Origin of the sequence: Aquibium microcysteis, from assembly GCF_014495845.1 — a bacterium.
In the GTDB taxonomy this organism is placed as follows: domain Bacteria; phylum Pseudomonadota; class Alphaproteobacteria; order Rhizobiales; family Rhizobiaceae; genus Aquibium; species Aquibium microcysteis.
Map to the genome: position 1 here is coordinate 1,066,112 of NZ_CP061080.1, position 17,811 is coordinate 1,083,922.

General features: G+C 68.5%; 14 protein-coding genes. 8 read left to right on the forward strand and 6 right to left on the reverse strand.

Going from position 1 to position 17,811, the window contains the following annotated elements; genetic code table 11:
* The first annotated feature begins 21 nt into the window (after positions 1-21).
* The 4 genes from IAI54_RS04780 to IAI54_RS04795 all read left to right on the forward strand — a co-directional run bounded on the left by IAI54_RS04780 (position 22) and on the right by IAI54_RS04795 (position 3,871).
* Complete coding sequence (locus tag IAI54_RS04780) at positions 22-900, forward strand: NAD(P)-dependent oxidoreductase (protein WP_187971268.1); 879 nt, start codon at positions 22-24, stop codon at positions 898-900.
* Between the two features lie 756 nt (positions 901-1,656).
* Positions 1,657-2,085 (forward strand): hypothetical protein, encoded by a 429-nt coding sequence (locus tag IAI54_RS04785; RefSeq protein WP_187971269.1) that lies wholly within the window; start codon positions 1,657-1,659, stop codon positions 2,083-2,085.
* A 413-nt stretch (positions 2,086-2,498) separates the two neighbouring features.
* Positions 2,499-3,341, forward strand: a complete 843-nt coding sequence (gene sseA, locus IAI54_RS04790) for a 3-mercaptopyruvate sulfurtransferase (RefSeq protein ID WP_187971270.1) — start codon at positions 2,499-2,501, stop codon at positions 3,339-3,341.
* Positions 3,342-3,346: 5 nt separating this feature from the next.
* Positions 3,347-3,871: a GNAT family N-acetyltransferase gene (locus IAI54_RS04795; RefSeq protein ID WP_187971271.1), complete on the forward strand. Its 525-nt coding sequence runs from the start codon at positions 3,347-3,349 to the stop codon at positions 3,869-3,871.
* A gap of 101 nt (positions 3,872-3,972) precedes the next feature.
* Here IAI54_RS04795 and ald read toward each other — a convergent pair whose 3' ends face one another.
* Positions 3,973-5,091, reverse strand: a complete 1,119-nt coding sequence (gene ald / locus IAI54_RS04800) for an alanine dehydrogenase (protein WP_187971272.1) — start codon at positions 5,089-5,091, stop codon at positions 3,973-3,975.
* A 153-nt stretch (positions 5,092-5,244) separates the two neighbouring features.
* Between ald and IAI54_RS04805 the strand changes: the two genes are divergently transcribed.
* On the forward strand, positions 5,245-5,718 hold the full coding sequence (locus tag IAI54_RS04805) for an Lrp/AsnC family transcriptional regulator (RefSeq protein WP_187971273.1): 474 nt from the start codon (positions 5,245-5,247) through the stop codon (positions 5,716-5,718).
* A gap of 15 nt (positions 5,719-5,733) precedes the next feature.
* Here IAI54_RS04805 and IAI54_RS04810 read toward each other — a convergent pair whose 3' ends face one another.
* Complete coding sequence (locus IAI54_RS04810; protein WP_235679254.1) at positions 5,734-7,050, reverse strand: mechanosensitive ion channel family protein; 1,317 nt, start codon at positions 7,048-7,050, stop codon at positions 5,734-5,736.
* A 199-nt stretch (positions 7,051-7,249) separates the two neighbouring features.
* Here IAI54_RS04810 and IAI54_RS04815 point away from each other — a divergent pair, with 199 nt between their 5' ends.
* Complete coding sequence (locus IAI54_RS04815) at positions 7,250-9,232, forward strand: bifunctional 2',3'-cyclic-nucleotide 2'-phosphodiesterase/3'-nucleotidase (RefSeq protein ID WP_187971274.1); 1,983 nt, start codon at positions 7,250-7,252, stop codon at positions 9,230-9,232.
* Positions 9,233-9,318: 86 nt separating this feature from the next.
* Here the strand turns inward: IAI54_RS04815 and IAI54_RS29200 are convergent, their stop codons facing one another.
* Entirely contained in the window at positions 9,319-9,759 is a 441-nt protein-coding gene (locus IAI54_RS29200) for a BA14K family protein (protein WP_338021489.1), read from the reverse strand.
* Positions 9,760-9,933: 174 nt separating this feature from the next.
* Between IAI54_RS29200 and IAI54_RS04825 the strand changes: the two genes are divergently transcribed.
* Together IAI54_RS04825 and IAI54_RS04830 are read left to right on the forward strand one after the other, a co-directional pair.
* Positions 9,934-11,043, forward strand: coding sequence for an endonuclease/exonuclease/phosphatase family protein (locus IAI54_RS04825; protein ID WP_187971275.1), 1,110 nt, complete (start codon positions 9,934-9,936; stop codon positions 11,041-11,043).
* A gap of 7 nt (positions 11,044-11,050) precedes the next feature.
* The gene (locus IAI54_RS04830; RefSeq protein WP_187971276.1) at positions 11,051-11,776 is read left to right on the forward strand and encodes a hypothetical protein; all 726 of its coding nucleotides are present in this window, start codon (positions 11,051-11,053) and stop codon (positions 11,774-11,776) included.
* 7 nt (positions 11,777-11,783) lie between these two features.
* On the opposite strand, the gene IAI54_RS04835 is transcribed toward IAI54_RS04830, so the two are convergent.
* The 3 genes from IAI54_RS04835 to IAI54_RS04845 all read right to left on the reverse strand — a co-directional run bounded on the left by IAI54_RS04835 (position 11,784) and on the right by IAI54_RS04845 (position 17,797).
* Positions 11,784-12,815 carry a hypothetical protein gene (locus IAI54_RS04835; RefSeq protein WP_187971277.1) on the reverse strand — a complete coding sequence of 344 codons (1,032 nt, stop codon included), beginning with the start codon at positions 12,813-12,815 and terminating at the stop codon, positions 11,784-11,786.
* A 76-nt stretch (positions 12,816-12,891) separates the two neighbouring features.
* Positions 12,892-16,272 carry a peptidoglycan-binding domain-containing protein gene (locus tag IAI54_RS28800; protein WP_210321211.1) on the reverse strand — a complete coding sequence of 1,127 codons (3,381 nt, stop codon included), beginning with the start codon at positions 16,270-16,272 and terminating at the stop codon, positions 12,892-12,894.
* A gap of 241 nt (positions 16,273-16,513) precedes the next feature.
* Positions 16,514-17,797 carry an amidohydrolase family protein gene (locus IAI54_RS04845; RefSeq protein ID WP_187971278.1) on the reverse strand — a complete coding sequence of 428 codons (1,284 nt, stop codon included), beginning with the start codon at positions 17,795-17,797 and terminating at the stop codon, positions 16,514-16,516.
* Between the last annotated feature and the right edge of the window lie 14 nt (positions 17,798-17,811).

Below are 17,811 nucleotides of genomic sequence, written 5' to 3' on the forward strand. Positions count from 1 at the left end.
ACACATTCTGAGGAGGCGGAAATGCGCATCGGCTTCATCGGCTTCGGCGAGGCGGGCCGCGCCTTTCGCGACAGTCTGGCGGCGGCCGACCCCGCGCTCGCCTTCGCCGCCTTCGACCGCCTGCTGCCGGGCGAGGGCGTCGACGGCCCCTGCCGCGCGGCCCTGCGCGGACGCGGCGTCGCCGAGGCCGGCCGCGAGACCGGCATGCCCGACGCCGGCTGGATCGTCTCCGCCGTCACCGCCGACCAGAGCCTGGAAGCGGCGACCGACGCCTGCCGGTGGCTTCGGCCGGGCCAGGTCTTCCTCGACGTCAACTCCGTCTCGCCCGACCGCAAGCGCCAGACCGCGGCCCGCGTCTGCGCCACCGGCGCCGTCTATGTCGACATGGCGGTGATGGCACCCGTTCATCCCAAGGGCCACCGCACCCCGACCCTGCTGGCCGGACCGGTCGACGCCGCGCTGCGCGACCGGCTGGCCGCGCTCGGCTTCGCCTTCGAGCTGGTCGGCCCCGAGCCGGGCGCGGCCACCGCCATCAAGATGGTGCGCAGCCTGTTCGTGAAGGGGCTGGAGGCGATCACCGTCGAGGCGCTGCTCGCCGCCGAGGCCTCCGGCTGCCGCGACTACATCCTGAAATCCCTGTCGGGCTCCTATCCCGGGCTCGGCTGGCCGGCCTTCGCCGGCTACGAGTTCGAGCGCACCATGAAGCACGGCGCCCGCCGCGCCGCCGAAATGCGCGAAAGCGCCGCCACCCTCGACGCGCTCGGCCTCCACGGCGCGCTGGCGCAGGCCATCGCCGACGTCCAGGACAGGATGGGCGCACTCGCCGCCCCCCCGCCCGACTTCTCGACCGGCACGCCCGACCTGTCGACGCTGGCCCGGCTGCGGCAGGGCCGAACCTGAACCGCCCGCGCCGTCCTCCCCCACCTTCGTCATCCCGGAACGGCGTCCGAGCGCAGCGCAGGACGACGTATCCGGGATCCATGCCTCGCCGCCCATCCCCGCGATCCGGTCCACGACGAGGCACGTGCCGCCCGGTCGCCGCCGCGGGCGCCACATCCTGCGCCGCCCCCCCTCCGTCGTCGCTGCGCGACGCCACCTCCGCCCCCCTCCGTCGTCGCTGCGCGACGCCACCTCCGCCCCACTGCGTGGGGTGGAGGAAGCCCGCCCCAAGCGCCGCCGCCCATCCTCCAACCCCACGAAGTGGGGGGGAGGTGCCGAGCGAAGCGAGGCGGAGGGGGGGACCCCGCCGGGCCTGGTCGCGACGACGGACGGTCGGCACGACGGATGTGGCCAAGCCGTCCATCATGCTTCTGCGCATCGACGGCCCGAGGATCCGACCCGTCGCGCGCCCCTTCACCTTCGTCATCCCGGAACGGCGTCCAAGCGCAGCGCAGGACGCCGTATCCGGGATCCATGCCTCGCCATCCGTCCCCGCGATCCGGCCCACGACGAGGCACGTGCCGCCCGGTCGCCGCCGCGGGCGCCGCATCCTCCAGCGTCGCCGCCCCCCCTCCGTCGTCGCTTCGCGACGCCACCTCCGCCCCCACTGCGTGGGGTGGAGGACAGGCGCTTCCAGTGAAAACAACGCCTTGCGGAAAATCTGTCCACACCCCTGCCGGTCCACCGCAGACTGGCCGCAGCTGAAGGAGGGCGGACATGGGCGGGGCGGGACTGAACGGGCGGAAGCTGCGGGAGACGATCACGCTCCTGCTGTCGCTCGCCGCGCATGCCGACGCCGCCGCCGGCCGTTGCTTCGCCGTGCGCTGGCTGGTGCTGTTCTTCCTGCGCCGCGGCGAGCGGGCCGCACGGGTCAGCGTCGCGGACGCGCTGCGGATCGACGTCGAAGCGATCGAGGACGAACTGGCGGCCGCCGCCGGGCCGGACGACGCCAGCCCCTTCGATGCCGCGCTGGTCGCCTGGCGCTACCGCTGGTGCGCGGCGATGCTCTCCGCGGTGCTGGCCAGCATGGGCGGCACCGCCTGGGCGCCCGGCCGCGACGCGATCCCCGGACGCCGCGCGTGCCTGGCCGTCGCCTGCCCCGTCCTGCCCGGCCTGCCGCTGCCGCAGGTTCACGACACCTCCTGACGCCGACGCCGCGCCGATCCCATCCCGATGTCCCGCAGGCCGGGCGGCAGCGCCGCTTCCCGGCCCGCCCGTGCTGGCGGAAATGCGGGGACAGTCTGCTTCATTCGACCTGAAACCGACCGCGAAAGCGCGGCGACCGGTGCCGGATTGAGGAAACCGGCCCCGGTTTTCGTCCGCGATCACGCCCCTCGGGACGGCGCGTCGGACGATCGCGAACGAAGGAGACCGTCCCCGGAATTCCGCACCCTGCGAGCGGGTCGCTGCGGGGATGTTTCGCTGCGGCGATTCCGCCCCGGGTCGAATGAAGCGGACGCTCCCCGGCGACCGCAACGCCGCTTTCCGTCTTCCGGACCGTCGGCGAACATGCGAGACCTTGGGGCAGACACGCGCAGCCGAACAGGAGGCCGACGATCATGACCGATTTCTTCGTCTCGACCGGGTGGCTCGCCGAGCATCTCGACGATCCCGGCCTGTCGGTGGTCGACGGTTCCTGGTACCTTCCCGCGCAGGGTCGTGACGCCAGGGCGGAGTACGAGGCCGGCCACATCCCGCGCGCCGTCTTCTTCGATCAGGACGTGGTGGTCGCGCCCGGATCGACGCTGCCGCACACGCTGCCCCCGCCGGAGGTCTTCGCCACCTTCGCCGGTTCGATGGGCATCGGCCGCGACGACACCATCGTCGTCTATGACGGGCCGGGCCTGTTCTCGGCGCCGCGGGTCTGGTGGATGTTCCGGATCATGGGAGCAAAGGACGTGCGCATCCTCGAAGGCGGCATCGACCGCTGGAAGCGGGAAGGGCGCTTCGTGACGGACAAGCCGACGAAGGTCGCCCCTTGCCTGTTCGAGGTCGCGTTCGACCCCGGCCGCGTCGCCTCGCTCGACGAGATGCGCAGGGTGGTGGAGACGGGGACGGCCCAGGTCGCCGACGCCCGCCCGGCCGGCCGCTTCGAAGGCGTCGATCCGGAGCCGCGCGCGGGCGTGCGCGGCGGCCACATGCCGGGCGCCCGGAACGTGCCGGCGCTGTCGCTCGGCCGCGACGGCCGTCTGCTGCCGCCCGACGAACTGCGTGCAGCCTTCGAGACCGCCGGCATCGACCTGACGAAGCCGGTCGTCACCTCCTGCGGCTCGGGGGTCACGGCCGCCGTGCTGGTGCTGGCGCTGGAGACGCTCGGCCATGCCGACACCCGCCTCTACGACGGATCCTGGACCGAATGGGGCGGACGGCCCGACACGCCGGTCGCCACGGGAAAGGCCTGACCGCCATGACGGCCCGCATGCTTACCGCCCGCATCACCCATCTCGAAATGGCCGCGCGGCCGGCGCACCGGGTGCCGGCGCCGCTCGGCGCGCAGCTCGCCGTCATGCGCGCGCCGAAGATGCCGCTGCATTTCTACCGCTACCTCTACGAGCGGGTGGGCCGGCCGCATCACTGGGAACTGCGCCGCCGGATGGACGACGATGCGCTGGCGGCGGTCATCCACGCCACGACGACGCTGATCGACGTGCTCTACGTCGACGGCGCGCCGGCGGGCTTCGTGGAGATCGACCTGTCGCGCGCGCCGGAGCAGGCGGAGGTGGAGTATTTCGGCCTGATGGCCGAGTTCCAGGGCAGGGGCCTGTCGAAGTTCTTCCTGTCCTGCGCGCTGCATGCCGCCTGGCAGCACGATCCGAAGACGCTGATCATCCAGACCAATTCGCTCGACAGCCCGCGCGCGCTGCAGCTCTACCAGACGATGGGATTCGTACCGGTCGGCACCTCGCAGGCGGAGGTCGAGGCCTGGGACTGAGTACCCGCACGCCTCGTCTCGGGCACGAAAAGGCCCGCCGGCGGTGCAGACCGGCGGGCCGGCACGCTTCGCGCGGGAGGGTGCGCGAAGGTGTCGTAGGATCAGGCGGCCTTCAGCGCCGCCTGCGGCTCGGCCATCTCGTAGCCCAGCGCCTCGGCCACGGCGCGGTTGGTGATCCGCCCCTTGTGGACATTGAGGCCGTTGCGCAGATGGTGGTCGTCGACCAGCGCCTTCAGACCCTTGTCGGCGAGCTGAAGCCCGTAGAACAGCGTCGCGTTGTTCAGCGCATGCGCCGAGGTGACGGGCACCGCACCCGGCATGTTGGCCACGCAATAGTGGATGATGCCGTCGACCCCGTAGGTCGGCTCGGCATGGGTGGTGGCGTGCGAGGTCTCGAAGCAGCCGCCCTGGTCGATGGCGACGTCGACGAGCACCGCGCCCTTCTTCATGCCCGACAGCATCTCGCGGGACACGAGCTTCGGCGCGGCAGCACCGGGGATCAGCACGGCGCCGACCACGATGTCGGCCGAAAAGCACTCCTCCTCCAGCGCCTCGACGGTCGAGTAGCGGGTGTGGATGCGGCCGTTGAAGATGTCGTCGAGCTGGCGCAGCCGCGGGATCGAGCGGTCGATGATGGTGACGTCGGCGCCGAGCCCGACCGCCATCTTGGCCGCATGCAGGCCGACGACGCCGCCGCCGATCACGGCGACCTTGCCCGGCAGAACGCCCGGCACGCCGCCGAGCAGCACGCCGCGGCCGCCATTCGCCTTCTGCAGCGCGGTCGCGCCGGCCTGGATCGACAGGCGGCCGGCCACTTCCGACATCGGCGCCAGCAGCGGCAGGCCGCCGCGCTCGTCGGTGACGGTTTCGTAGGCCACCGCGGTGACGCCCGAGGCGATCAGGCCCTTGGTCTGCTCCGGATCCGGCGCCAGATGCAGGTAGGTATAGAGGATCTGGCCCTCGCGCAGCTGCACCCATTCGCCCGGCTGCGGCTCCTTCACCTTGACGATCATGTCGGAACGCTCGAACACCTCGGCGGCGGTCCTGGCGATCGAGGCGCCGGCCGCGCGGTAGGCGTTGTCGTCGGCGCCGATGCCGGCGCCCGCGCCGGTCTCCACCAGCACCTCGTGGCCATGGGCGACGTATTCGCGGACCGCGCCCGGCGTCAGGCCGACGCGGTATTCGTGGTTCTTGATTTCCTTGGGGCAGCCGACGCGCATGTGAGCCTCCTCGTTGAGCTGGGGTGCCTGTTCCCTGATCGTCGGATTCAACCACATCCGGCGTCGAATGTGTTTGCGAAGTCGGTTGCGGGGAGGCGGCTGCGCGGCTATTGCTTGCGCCGGTCAGGGTCATCGTCGAAGGAATCGCCGCGCATGGGGCTGGACAGGATCGATTTCGCCATCCTCGACACGCTCCAGAAGGACGGTCGAATCTCCAACGCGTCGCTGGCCGAGAAGGTCGGCCTGTCGCAGTCGGCCTGCTCGCGCCGGCTCGACCATCTGGAGAAGAGCGGCGTCATCGAGGGCTATCATGCGCGGCTGTCCAACGGCGCGCTCGGCCACAAGATGACGGCGATCGTCCACATCTCGCTGTCTGGCCAGTTCGAGAAGTCGCTGGCCGAATTCGAGGCCGCCATCCGGCGCTGCCCCAACGTCCTGTCGTGCCACCTGATGTCGGGCGAATACGACTACGTGCTGCGCATCGCCGCCCGCGACCTCGAGGATTACGAGCGCATCCACAAGGAATGGCTGACGGCAATGCCGCACGTCATCAAGATCAACTCGTCCTTCGCCCTGCGCGAGGTGATCGACCGCACCTGGATGGGGATCAGGCCGGAAATGGCCTGACGGCCGGCGCGGCGCTCAATCCTCGAAAGGATCCGGCAGCCGCCGCGCCGGATCGCGCCGCACCAGCACCTCGCGATGCGGGTAGGGGATCTTGATGCCGTTCGCCTTGAAGGCGTCCCACAGCGCCAGGAACACCTTGCCGCGCACGTTGGTCAGCCCCTGCTGCGGATCGTGGATCCAGAAGCGCAGCACGAAATCCAGCGACGAGTCGCCGAAGCCGGTAAGCCAGCAGACCGGGCGCCGGTCGACGTCGACGCGGCCGACCCCCATCGCCGCCTCGATCGCCAGCGCGCTGACCTCGTGCGGGTCGCAGTCGTACGAGACGCCGAACGCGACGTCGAGGCGCACGAGTTCGTCGCTGAACGACCAGTTGATCACCCGCTGGGTGACGAAATCCTCGTTCGGGATCAGGTATTCGCGCCCGTCGCGGGTGACGACGGAAACGAAGCGCGCCCGCAGCTCACGGATCCAGCCGAAGGTCTCGCCCACCGAGATCGTGTCGCCCGGCTTGATCGACTTGTCGGTCAGCATGATGATGCCCGAGACGAAGTTGGAGACCACCTTCTGCAGGCCGAAGCCGAGGCCGACGCCGACCGCGCCGGAGAAGACCGTGAAGGCGGTGAGATCGACGCCCACCGACGTCAGCGCGATGGCGCCGCCGGTCAGGACGAGACCGAATTTCAGGACCTTGCCGACCAGGACGCGGATCGACGGAGTGAGGTCCTTCGACTGCTGCACGCGCTCGTCGAGATAGCTGCCGATGGCGCCGGCGACCCACAGGGCGAGCGTCAGCAGGACGGCCGCCTTGAGCAGCGTCAGCGCCGACAGCCGCGACTGGCCGACCGGGAGCGCCAGGCTGTCGAGCAGAAACGCGGCGCGGGCATCGAAGCCCAGGATGACCAGCGCCGCGTAGATCCACACCGCCCAGCCGACCAGACGCGCGGCGAGGCGGTTGCGGATCACCCGCGAGGCGATCGACACGACGACCCAGGCGAGCGCCAGCCACAGGAGGAGCGAAAGCAGCCAGCTGCGGCTCGGCCATGTCGTGGCCCGCAGCACGGTGACGAGCAGGAACATCAGCACGACGAAGACGATCCAGTCGACCCTTCGCAGGGTGGCGACGAGGACCCGAAGCAGACCCGGATGGCCACGGATCGCGCGCGCCCGGCGCTCCAGCGCGCTTTCGATCCGTCTGCCTGCAAGCTTGGCCACGGCAAGCAGGATTGCCGCCGCCACGACCTGGAAGAGAAACCACGGATCGGTCGCATGGACGAGCCAGCCCTCGATCCAGCCGGTGACGACGTCGGCGATCGCCCGCAGCTGCATCTCCATCGCGCGCCCTCCTCATCCAGGTCGGAACCGACCGACGGCTTTCTTCACAGGCCGGAGCCAGGGCGCCGCAGCGTCAGCGACGCCCGCTGCGCCCTGTCATCAATCCGTCTCCTGAATCTGCTGGACTCCCTGACAGACCGGCGCGACACTCGCTCGCTTTCAGCCGGCTAACGTCAAGCGAGACCCTTCAGGAGGCACCATGTCCATTCTCGTCAACCGCCTATCGCGGCGTTCGTTCCTGTCGGGCGCCGCGGCGTTCGGCGGCCTCGTCGTCCTGCACCCCTTCGCGGCGCGCGCGCAGGCCAACCAGGCGCATCTGCGCATCATGGAAACGACGGACATCCACGTCCACGTCCACCCTTACGACTACTATGCCGACAAGCCGAACGACACGATGGGCCTCGCCCGCACCGCCTCGCTCATCGACGCGATCCGCGCCGAGGCCGGCAATTCCATGCTGGTCGACAATGGCGACTTCCTGCAGGGCAACCCCATGGGCGACTACATCGCCTACGAGCGCGGCATGAAGGCCGGCGACAAGCATCCGGTCGTGCAGGCGATGAACGTGCTCGGCTACGACGTCGGCACGCTGGGCAATCATGAATTCAACTACGGCCTCGACTTCATGGTCAACGTGCTCGCAGGCGCGTCCTTCCCCTTCGTCTGCGCCAACCTGACCAAGGGCCAGCTCGCGACCGACCCCAAGGACGACGATCTGTTCGCCAAGCCCTACGTGATCCTGGAAAAGATGGTGAAGGACGGCGCCGGCAAGGAGAGCCCGGTCAAGGTCGGCTTCATCGGCTTCGTGCCGCCGCAGATCATGGTCTGGGACGTGCGCCACCTGGAAGGCAAGGTGCAGACCCGCGACATCGTCGAGGCGGCGAAGGCCTGGGTTCCGGTGATGAAGGAAGAGGGTGCCGACATCGTCGTGGCGCTGTCGCATTCCGGCATCGACGCCAACCCCGCCAGCGAGCGCATGGAGAACGCCTCCTATCACCTCGCCACGGTCGAGGGCATCGACGCCATCATGACCGGCCACCAGCATCTCGTCTTCCCGGGCCCGAAGACCTGGGACGGGCTCGAAGGCGTCGATCCGGTGAAGGGCACGATCCATGGCAAGCCCACCGTGATGGGCGGCTTCTGGGGCTCGCACATGGGCCTGGTCGACCTGCTGATCGAAAAGGACGGGTCGGGCTGGAAGATCGTCGACTTCACCGTCGAGGCGCGGCCCATCTACAACCGCACGGAGGATCGCAAGATCGTCCCGACGGTCGAGAGCAAGCCCGAGGTGCTGGCCGCCACCAAGGCCGAGCACGAGGCGACGCTCGCCTATGTCCGCACGCCGGTGGGCGAGACCGCGGCGCCGCTCTATTCCTACTTCGCGCTGGTCGCCGACGATCCGTCGGTGCAGGTCGTGAGCCAGGCGCAGACCTGGTACATCAAGGACATGCTGAAGAACTCCGAGCACAAGGACCTGCCGGTGCTCTCGGCAGCAGCGCCCTTCAAGGCCGGCGGACGCGGCGGTCCGGAGTACTATACCGACGTGCCGGCGGGGGCGGTGGCCATCAAGAACGTCGCCGACCTCTACCTCTATCCGAACACCGTCCGGGCGCTGGTGATCACCGGCGCGCAGGTCAAGGAATGGCTGGAGATGTCGGCCGGCATGTTCAACCAGGTCGAACCGGGCAAGGCCGACCAGCCGCTGATCAACCCCGACTTCCCGTCCTACAATTTCGACGTCATCGACGGGGTGACCTACCGGATCGACCTGTCTCAGCCCGCCAAGTACGATCCGAAGGGCGCGGTGCTGAACGCGTCGGCGAACCGCATCGTCGACCTGTCCTTCGACGGCAAGCCGATCGACCCGGCGGCGAAGTTCGTGGTCGCGTCGAACAATTACCGCGCTGGCGGCGGCGGCAACTTCCCGGAGATCAACGCCTCCAAGGTCGTCTTCGAGGCGCCGGACACCAACCGCGACGTGATCGTCCGCTACATCGTCGAGCAGGGCACCATCAACCCGTCTGCCGACGGCAACTGGGCCTTCGCGCCGGTCGAGGGAGCGACGGTGCTCTTCGACACCGGTCCGAAGGCGAGGGATCTGATCGCCGACGTCAAGGGGGTGAAGATCGAGGCGGCCGGCGAGGGCGCCGACGGCTTCGCGCGGTTCCGCATCACGCTCTGACGCGTTGCCCCGAAACGGGAACGGCTTCCCCTGAAACAGAAACGGCGCCCTCAGGGCGCCGTTCGTCGTTTCGTCGGGACTGCCGATCAGCTGTAGGGCGACCAGCACTGCTGGCGCGGGCCGCGATAGGGCTGGAACGTGTTGTCCCACGCGCGGTAGGAGCGGTAGCGATTCTCGCACCAGTTGATGTGCGCGCGAGTCAGGCTGACGCGGGGGGCGTAGCGGCGCGGTTCCACGTAGCGGTAGGCCGGCACGCCGAGATAGATGCCGACGTTCGGGCCGCTGTGGCGGTACTTGTGGCGGTACTTGTGACGCTTGTGGCCGTGACGGTAGTCGCCGTCGCGATAGTCGTGGTGGCGATAGCGAAAGTCTCCGTGACCCTGGTAACCCGGGCCACCGAAGATGTTCTCGTTCTGGTAGCGGGGGATGCCGGCGCCGTCCTGTGCGGAAGCGCCCGCCGTGCCCGCAAGCATGGCCGCGCCCACCACGGCGCAGAGCCACCCGATCATTCTGGGCGTCTTTGACATCTGCTTTCTCCTCGTTCGTCTGGTCCGGTCGACCAGATCCGTATCGGTGAAGGGATAACGGCCGGAACCTGAACCCGACATGAACGCGGCGCACCGAAGGTGGTTCCGGGCCGGAATTCCGAAGCACCGGAGGCGGAGCTTGTCATTCCTGGCGGGCGCGGGCAATGGTCTGTCATGTCGCTTCGCATCGCCACCTTCAACATCGAGAACCTGATGGCCAGGTTCGATTTCTCCGGCTACCGCAACGAACTCTGGCGGGACCGGGCCGTGGCCCTGTTCGAGGTGAAGAACGAGGCCGAGTACCGCGAACTGGAACGTGCCCGTGCCATCGCCCACACCGACGACGCCCGACAATTGTCGGCGCTGGCGATCGCCCGCGCAAAGGCCGACATCCTGTGCCTGCAGGAGGTCGACACCATCGAGGCGCTGAAGGCCTTCGAATACGGCTACCTGTTCAAGATGGTGGGGCAGGGCTACCGCCACAAATACATGACGCCCGGCAACGACAGTCGCGGCATCGATCTCGCCGTCATGATGCGCGAGGAGACGCGGCACGGCCAGCCGATCGAGTTCGTGCGCATGTCCAGCCACGCCCATCTCACCTTCGACGATCTCGGTCTCCACACGCCGCTGCTCGGCGAACTGGGCAACGACCCGCACGAGCGGGTCTTCCGCCGCGACTGCCTGGAGATCGACGTGACCGTGGGCGGCCGGCCGCTGACGATCTACACCGCCCATTTCAAGTCGATGGGCAGCCCGCGCAACGGCATGACCGGCCGCGAGGCGACGATGCCCGTCCGCATCGCGGAAGCCCTGGCCGTGCGCCGCATCATCGAGGACCGCTTCGGCAAGGACCGCACGGCCGACAGGCGCTGGGTGATCTGCGGCGACCTGAACGACTATGCCGAACGCGTCATCATCGAGGGCGACGAGGATGCCCCGCGCTTCCGGGTGGCCAGGGAGGCGGGCAGTTCGATCGACGTGCTGACGGCCGACGGCTTCTGCGAGAACGTGGTTCAGCGCCGTCCGGAACTCGACCGCTGGACGCTCTACCATACGCGCGGGCCGCAGGAGCGGCACCTGTGCCAGCTCGACTACATCCTGCTGTCGCCGGCTCTCGCCCGCAAGAATCCGGGTGCGGTCCCCGACATCATCCGCAACGGCCAGCCGTATCGCACCGTCTTTCCGCCCGGCCAGGCGGTGGAACGCTTCCCGCGCACCGGCTGGGACCGGCCCAAGGCGTCGGACCACTGCCCCGTGGCGGTCACGCTGGACATGGCCTGAGCCGACGATGAGCGTCATCGGCTTCGCCCAGGACCACATGCTGCCGACCCCGGACGTGACGCTCCGGCTCGTCGGCGAGCCGCATCCCTACGAGGTGCTGCACGCCGCCGGGATCGAAGCGAACTGGCAGGCGGAGCTTGCACGCAACCCCGACCTGTTCGACGGAAGGACCGTCCTGTTCTCCCGCCTGGCGCTCCACGACGGGCGCCTCGTCGGAGACTGTCACGAGGTCCGCTACGCATCGCTGCTGCACTGGCGTCTGGCGCGCCGGACCGACATGGCTGCCCACCTCTTCGCGATGGCGCTTCCCGTCACCGCCGACGGCGCGGTGCTGACGGTCCGGATGGCGCCCTGGACGGCCAATGCCGGCCAGGTCTACTTCGCCGGCGGATCGCTGGAGCCGGCGGATTTCGTCGGTGGCGTGGCCGACGTCGATGCCAACATGCAGCGCGAAGTGCTCGAGGAAACCGGGATCGCGCTGGCCGGCACGCCGCGGGAAGCCGGCTATCGCGTCCTGCGTTCGGATCGCGGCGTCGTCGTGATCCGCCGCTACGCGCTGAAGCAGACCGCCCGCGAGATCGAGGCTCGGATCGCCGCCTTCGTGGCCGGCGAGGCGCGTCCGGAGATCGTCGAGCCGGTGCTCGTCACGCGCACGCAGCCGCGCGCTCCCGGCCTGCTGCCCTGGGTCGGCCGGATCGTCGACTGGCACTTCGCGACGCAGGACGGCGCCTGAGCCACCGCTACTTCGACTGCCCGACCGCCAGACACGGATAGTAGCCCTCCTCGTCGACGGCTGCGGCCGTACACTGGTCGAAGGCGGCGAGTTCGGCTTCGTCGTCATAGAGGATGTACGGGTCCACCAGCATCCGGCCCTTGAGGTCGAGCGAGTTGCCCAGCCGGTCGATCTGCCCCTCGACCTCCGGGCTCAGCGTCAGAAGCGCGTCGCGCAGCACGTTGCCTTCGACGAAATTGTCCGGCAGCTGGTCGAACGGCCCGTCGAAGAAGGTGTTGAGCGACGTCTCGGCGGCACGCACGCCGACCAGGATCCAGCGCTCGCGGTAGCGGTCCTTGTACCAGGCAAAGTGGGTGCGCCGGCCGATCTTGACCTGGGTCGACGCGCTCGACTGGAAGTAGCTCTCGGTGACGACGGACTCGTCGAGGACGTAGTGGAAGGTCTCCGTCGCCGGGTTCCACATCAGGAACATCTGCACCCCGGACTCGTCGAACACCGGGCCGATATACTGCTCGCCGTCGGCCACGATCGCTTCCGGCGGCTTCACGCCGCGCAGGTCGTTGAGGCGGAAGAGGACCATACGCCCCTTCGCGGTGATCGCATAGTCGAGTTCACCCCTCTTCTCGACCTTCACCCCGAACTGCTCGGTGTAGGCCCGGTGCTCGGAGATCTCCTGCTCGACGAAGGGATTGTTCTCCGAGAAATAGGCGAAATGCACGATCCCCTGGTCGCGGTCGGCGATGTCGAGGCGGAAGTTGCCGGCATAGGGCACGCCGCCATGGACGAACTTGAAGTAGTAGTAGTTCTCCGTCGGATAGACGGTCACCGCGTCGCCGAGGCTGGAGAAGACGTAGTCGAAGACCTCGTCGATGGAGCGGATGTCGAATTCCGGAGCGCGCAGCACCTCCTCGACATAGGCCTCGTTGGTCTTGATCGTGTTCTGGGCGGCGGCCAGGCCGGTGGCGGACCCGGCGAGAAGGCTGCCGGTCAGGAGCGCCACGGGCGCGAGCGACAGGTGAAAAGCACAGCGAAAGCCCATTGGCTGTCTCCGGAGAGGCTGGGAACGGCGTGGCGGACGCGGGCGGGACGCAGGGTCCCGCCCGTCATGGCGGACGTCACTGGATCTGCGGGATGATCGGCAGAACCGGCTGGATTTGGATCGACCCCGCCTTCTGGTGCGACTCCTCCTTGCCGTGCCGGCTGCGCGACCCTTCCTTCTGGTGCGACTGTTCCTTCGTATGCACGCTGCCCGATCCCTCCTTCTGGTGGGATTCACGCTTGCTGTGACCGTCCGAACCCTGCTTCTGGTGGGACTCCCGCTTGGAGTGGTCGTTGCCCGAGCCGTCCTTCTGGTGGGACTGGCGCTTGTCGTGAATCACCGAACCCTGCTTCAGGTGGGACTGCACCTTGTTGTGCGGCGAACCGGTCTTCAGATGCGACTCGCTCTTGGTATGGACGTCCGAGCCCTGCTTGCGGTGGGACTCGTTCTTGGTGTGGATGTCCGAGCCCTGCTTGCGATGGGACTCGTTCTTGGTGTGGACGTCGGAGCCCTGTTTGCGGTGGGACTCGTTCTTGGTGTGGATGTCCGAGCCCTGCTTCAGGTGGGACTGGAGCTTGTTGTGCGGCGAACCGTCCTTCAGGTGCGAGACGGTCTTCTCGTGGATGAACGAGCCGGCCTTCTTGTGCGACTGGACCTTGTTGTGCGGCGAACCGTCCTTCAGGTGCGAGACGGTCTTCTCGTGGATGAACGAGCCGGCCTTCTTGTGCGACTGGACCTTGTTGTGCGGCGAGCCGTCCTTCAGGTGCGAGACGGTCTTCTCGTGGATGAACGAGCCGGCCTTCTTGTGCGACTGGACCTTGTTGTGCGGCGAGCCGTCCTTCAGATGCGAGACGTTCTTTTCGTGGATGGTCGAGCCGAACTTCTGGTGCGACTGGATCTTGTTGTGCGGCGAATCGTACTTCTGATGCGACTGGACCTTGTTGTGCGGTGATCCGACCTTCAGGTGCGACTGGACCTTGTTGTGCGGCGAGCCGACCTTGAGGTGGGACTGCACCTTGTCGTGCGGCGAACCGACCTTGAGGTGCGACTGGACCTTGTTGTGGGGAGAGCCGATCTTGAGATGCGACTGCACCTTGTTGTGCGGCGAGCCGATCTTGAGATGCGAGTTCCACTTGGAGTGCACCGGCTGCGGGCGGTCGGTCGTCACGTCGTGGCAGTCCTCGTCGTTGGAGGCGTCGAGATCGCCCGCGATGCCGACGAGGCCCGGGTAGAGCAGCGCAATCGTGCTTTCGTCGATCTCGCCGGTGGCCGGCAGACCGTTGTCGGCCTGGAACCGCGCCAGCGCATCGCGGGAGCGCGGTCCGAACACGCCGTCGACCGTACCGAGATCATAGCCGAGCAACGTCAGAGCCGACTGGATCGCCAGCATGTCGATCGCACCGGTCTCGTCGTAGAGCCACTGGACGGCGATGCAGTTGCTCATCACGTCCGATGGATAGCGCGACGGGATGTCGATGCTGAGCGTGAAGGAAGACGTCTGGCCGACCCCGAGCGACAGCGCCGGGTTGAGGCACTGGATGCCGGTCCCGAGATCGTAGCAGGACCAGTCGCCGCCGCTGACGCCCGACAGCGGCGCCTGGTTCGGCTGCATGAAGTCCCAGAGATAGACCGGACCGGAGAAGGCGCCCGGACCGCGGTTGGTGAGCGTGATGGTGAAGTCGCAACGCGTGCCGCCGAGGCACTGCAGCGGCCCCGACTTGTCGATGTCGAGGTCATAGCCCTGCGGCTGCGGCAGGCCCGGGGGCGGCGTGGTCCCGCCGCCGCCGCGCACCACCTCGACGTCGCCGATCTTCGTCGAGTCGTGCTTGAGGGCCTGGAGCCGGACCGGGGCGCCGGCCGCCGTCACGTTGGTATCGAGATCGACGAGATAGGAGGCGAGCGGACCGTTGGCGGGGTAGGGGTCCCCATTGGCCGGATAAGGACCCGTCGCGCCGGCGGGCAGGATTTCGCTGGTCTCGGCGATACGCGTGCCCTGCAGGCCGTGCACCTCGTCCTTGTTCGTGCGCTGGCCCGTCGACGGGTCGACGCAGGCGCCCGTGGGCGAGCAGAGGAAGTCGCCGCTCATCCAGGCGGTGTCGTAGGGACGGTTCGGGTCGATCGCGCCCGCGGCATCGTAGCCGTGGCCGAAGTCGACGCCGCCCGCCGCCCCCGCCCGCAGCCACGGCGCGCCGACGCTGCGGCGGTCGTCGAAGCCGACGTCGTAGCGGCCCTGCGGCGCCCATGTGCCGTTCTGGGCATGCACGTAACGCAGCACGCGCGCTGCGTTCGGCGCGGCGAAGGGCTGCGGCTTGTCGAGACCGAGATTGCGCAGGCCGCCGCGCTCGGCCACCAGCATCTCGCCCTGCGGCGAGATCGCGATGTCGGGCACGACGCGCGGTCCTTCGGAGGCGGTGCCGAAATCAGGCAGGATGAACTCGCGCCGGACGTCGGCGGCGTCGAAGCCGCCATTGGCGTCGAGGCCGACGGACCAGACGGCGTTCTTCGCGTCCTCGCCGGCCGCCGCCCAGTCGGCTGCGCCGAGCCCGTCGCCGCCGGAGACGGCATAGAACAGACGGGTCTCGCCATTGACCGGATCGGTGTGCACGGCCAGGCCCCAGACGCGGCGGCGGAAGTCGGCGACGTTCCAGCACGAAGGCGTCAGCGAGAAGTCGGCGGGCGCGCCCGCGCCGTCGGCGCAATCGAACAGCGCGGCCGTGCTGGCGGGATCGAAGGCGATTGCGGCGAGTGTCTTGTTGGTGCCGCTCGCCACGTCGAGGAACGAGGTCCGGCCCTGCGTGCCGTGGTCGAAGCGATCGATGTGGGTGCCGTCGAGTGCCACCCGGTGGATCATGCCCGTCTCGAGATCCGAAACGAAGAGCTGCCCGACGGCGCGGTCGAAAGCGACGTTGCCGAGCGCCGCACCGCTGTTCTCGCGGCCGTCGAGATCGATGATGGTGAAGAGCTGCGGCGCGTAGCCATTGTCGGGGCTGAGCACGTAGATCGCGCCGGACCCGCCTTCGCCGAACTGACCCGGCAGCCAGTCGCTGCCGTCCTCGAAGCGGTGGAGGCCGAAGGCCGAGGTTGCTGCGAGGTAGATCGAGGGTTCCGCGTCGTCCGAGATGGCGATGCCGAACACCTGGCCGATTTCGGCCGCGGTAACCGCGAGATGCTGGGGCTCGTTCGCCCAGTGGCGGCCGTCGGCCGTGAAGCCGGGGCTGCGGATGTCGATGGCGCTGGCCACCACGCCGTCCTCGTCGATGAGCGTCAGCCGGGAGCCGTCGCCGAGCGTGATCTCGGTGGTTCCGGAGAAGCGGGTGGCGAAGGCTTCGCCGGCCGCCGGTGCCTCCTGGGCGAAGGCGGGCGCCACGAGCGCCGAGGATGCGAGAAGCAGCGCCGAGATCAGTGCCGTCCGCCTGCGGTCACGCCGGGACGGGGCGTTCGAAACGGTGGTAGCCATGCCTGTTTCCTCCTCTGGGCGCCGCGGAGCGGGCGCCACCTTGGATGGCGGCGATTGGTGTCACGCGCCGTCAACCGGTTCCATGAAGCTTTTCACATCTCCGTGAAGCGCGACACTATCCGGGGATTGTTTCGGCAGCGCGGAAGATGTTTGCAGGCTCACAATCGGCCGCGCCACCTGAACGGTGGCTGAACGATGGATTTCCGGTGGCTGGGGAATGGCGAACGCGCGGCGGGGCACCTCACCCCGCTGGTCGGTGGCGCCTGTCGACGTCGGAGGGGCGACCGGCCAGCGCCAGCCGCGTCTTCTGCCGGGTGCGCTCGGCCACGACCTTGCCGCGCGCCACGACGCACAGCCTTTCGGCGCGCAGCCGAACGGCCTCGGTCGGGTTGCCGGCGTCGAGCACCATGAGGCTCGCCCGCTTGCCGACGGCCAGACCGTAGTGGTCGAGACCCATGATGGCGGCGCTGTCGACCGTCACCATGTCGAAGCATTTGCGCATCTCCGCCGGATGCGACATCTGCGCCACATGCAGGCCCATGAAGGCGACGTCCAGCATGTCGGCGGTGCCGAGCGAATACCAGGGGTCGAGCACGCAGTCCTGGCCGAAGCCGACGCGAATGCCCAACGCCAGCATCTCCTTCACCCGGGTCATGCCGCGGCGCTTGGGGAACGTGTCGTGGCGGCCCTGCAGCATGATGTTGATCAGCGGATTGGGGATCGCCGACACCTCGGCCTCCGCGATCAGCGGCAGCAGCTTGGAGACGTAGTAGTTGTCCATCGAGTGCATGGAGGTGAGGTGCGAGCCGGCGACGCGGCCCTGCAGGCCGAGCCGCTGCGTCTCGTAGGCAAGCTGCTCGATGTGGCGCGACTGCGGGTCGTCGGTCTCGTCGCAATGCATGTCGACCATCAGTCCGCGCTCGGCGGCGATCTCGCAAAGGTCGGTGACGGAGCGGCGGCCGTCGGCCATGGTGCGTTCGAAATGCGGGATGCCGCCGACCACGTCGACGCCCATGTCGAGTGCGCGGACGGTGTTGCGGCGCGCCGAGGGCGAGCGGTAGAGCCCGTCCTGCGGGAACGCGACGAGCTGGAGATCGATATAGGGCGCGATCTCGCGCTTGACCTCGAGCAGCGCCTCGACCGCCAGCAGCCGGTCGTCGCAGACGTCGACATGGGTGCGGATGGCGAGCAGGCCCATCGAGACCGCCCAGTCGCAATAGGCCAGCGCGCGGCTCTTCACCGCCTCGTGCGTCAGCAGCGGCTTCAGCTCGCCCCACAGCGCGATGCCTTCCAGCAGCGTGCCGGACGCGTTGATGCGCGGGATGCCGTAGGACAGCGTCGCGTCCATGTGGAAATGCGGGTCGACGAAGGGCGGCGCGACGAGATTCCCGGTCGCGTCGATCACACGTCCTGCGTCCGAACCGAGCGACGGCGCGATGGCGGCGATGGTCTCGCCGGTGATGCCGATGTCGGCCACGGAACCGTCGGGCAGGGTGCCGCCCTTGATGAGGAGGTCGAAGGTCATGGGCAAGATCTCCG

Bases quoted from the DNA above. Each gene is read 5' to 3' on its own strand.
- IAI54_RS04785 (WP_187971269.1), top strand. From the start codon at position 1,657: ATGGGCGGGGCGGGACTGAACGGGCGGAAGCTGCGGGAGACGATCACG.
- IAI54_RS04780 (WP_187971268.1), top strand. From the start codon at position 22: ATGCGCATCGGCTTCATCGGCTTCGGCGAGGCGGGCCGCGCCTTTCGC.
- sseA (WP_187971270.1), top strand. From the start codon at position 2,499: ATGACCGATTTCTTCGTCTCGACCGGGTGGCTCGCCGAGCATCTCGAC.
- IAI54_RS04810 (WP_235679254.1), bottom strand. From the start codon at position 7,050: ATGGAGATGCAGCTGCGGGCGATCGCCGACGTCGTCACCGGCTGGATC.
- IAI54_RS04805 (WP_187971273.1), top strand. From the start codon at position 5,245: ATGGGGCTGGACAGGATCGATTTCGCCATCCTCGACACGCTCCAGAAG.
- IAI54_RS04815 (WP_187971274.1), top strand. From the start codon at position 7,250: ATGTCCATTCTCGTCAACCGCCTATCGCGGCGTTCGTTCCTGTCGGGC.
- ald (WP_187971272.1), bottom strand. From the start codon at position 5,091: ATGCGCGTCGGCTGCCCCAAGGAAATCAAGAACCACGAATACCGCGTC.
- IAI54_RS28800 (WP_210321211.1), bottom strand. From the start codon at position 16,272: ATGGCTACCACCGTTTCGAACGCCCCGTCCCGGCGTGACCGCAGGCGG.
- IAI54_RS04830 (WP_187971276.1), top strand. From the start codon at position 11,051: ATGAGCGTCATCGGCTTCGCCCAGGACCACATGCTGCCGACCCCGGAC.
- IAI54_RS04835 (WP_187971277.1), bottom strand. From the start codon at position 12,815: ATGGGCTTTCGCTGTGCTTTTCACCTGTCGCTCGCGCCCGTGGCGCTC.
- IAI54_RS04795 (WP_187971271.1), top strand. From the start codon at position 3,347: ATGACGGCCCGCATGCTTACCGCCCGCATCACCCATCTCGAAATGGCC.
- IAI54_RS04845 (WP_187971278.1), bottom strand. From the start codon at position 17,797: ATGACCTTCGACCTCCTCATCAAGGGCGGCACCCTGCCCGACGGTTCC.
- IAI54_RS04825 (WP_187971275.1), top strand. From the start codon at position 9,934: ATGTCGCTTCGCATCGCCACCTTCAACATCGAGAACCTGATGGCCAGG.
- IAI54_RS29200 (WP_338021489.1), bottom strand. From the start codon at position 9,759: ATGTCAAAGACGCCCAGAATGATCGGGTGGCTCTGCGCCGTGGTGGGC.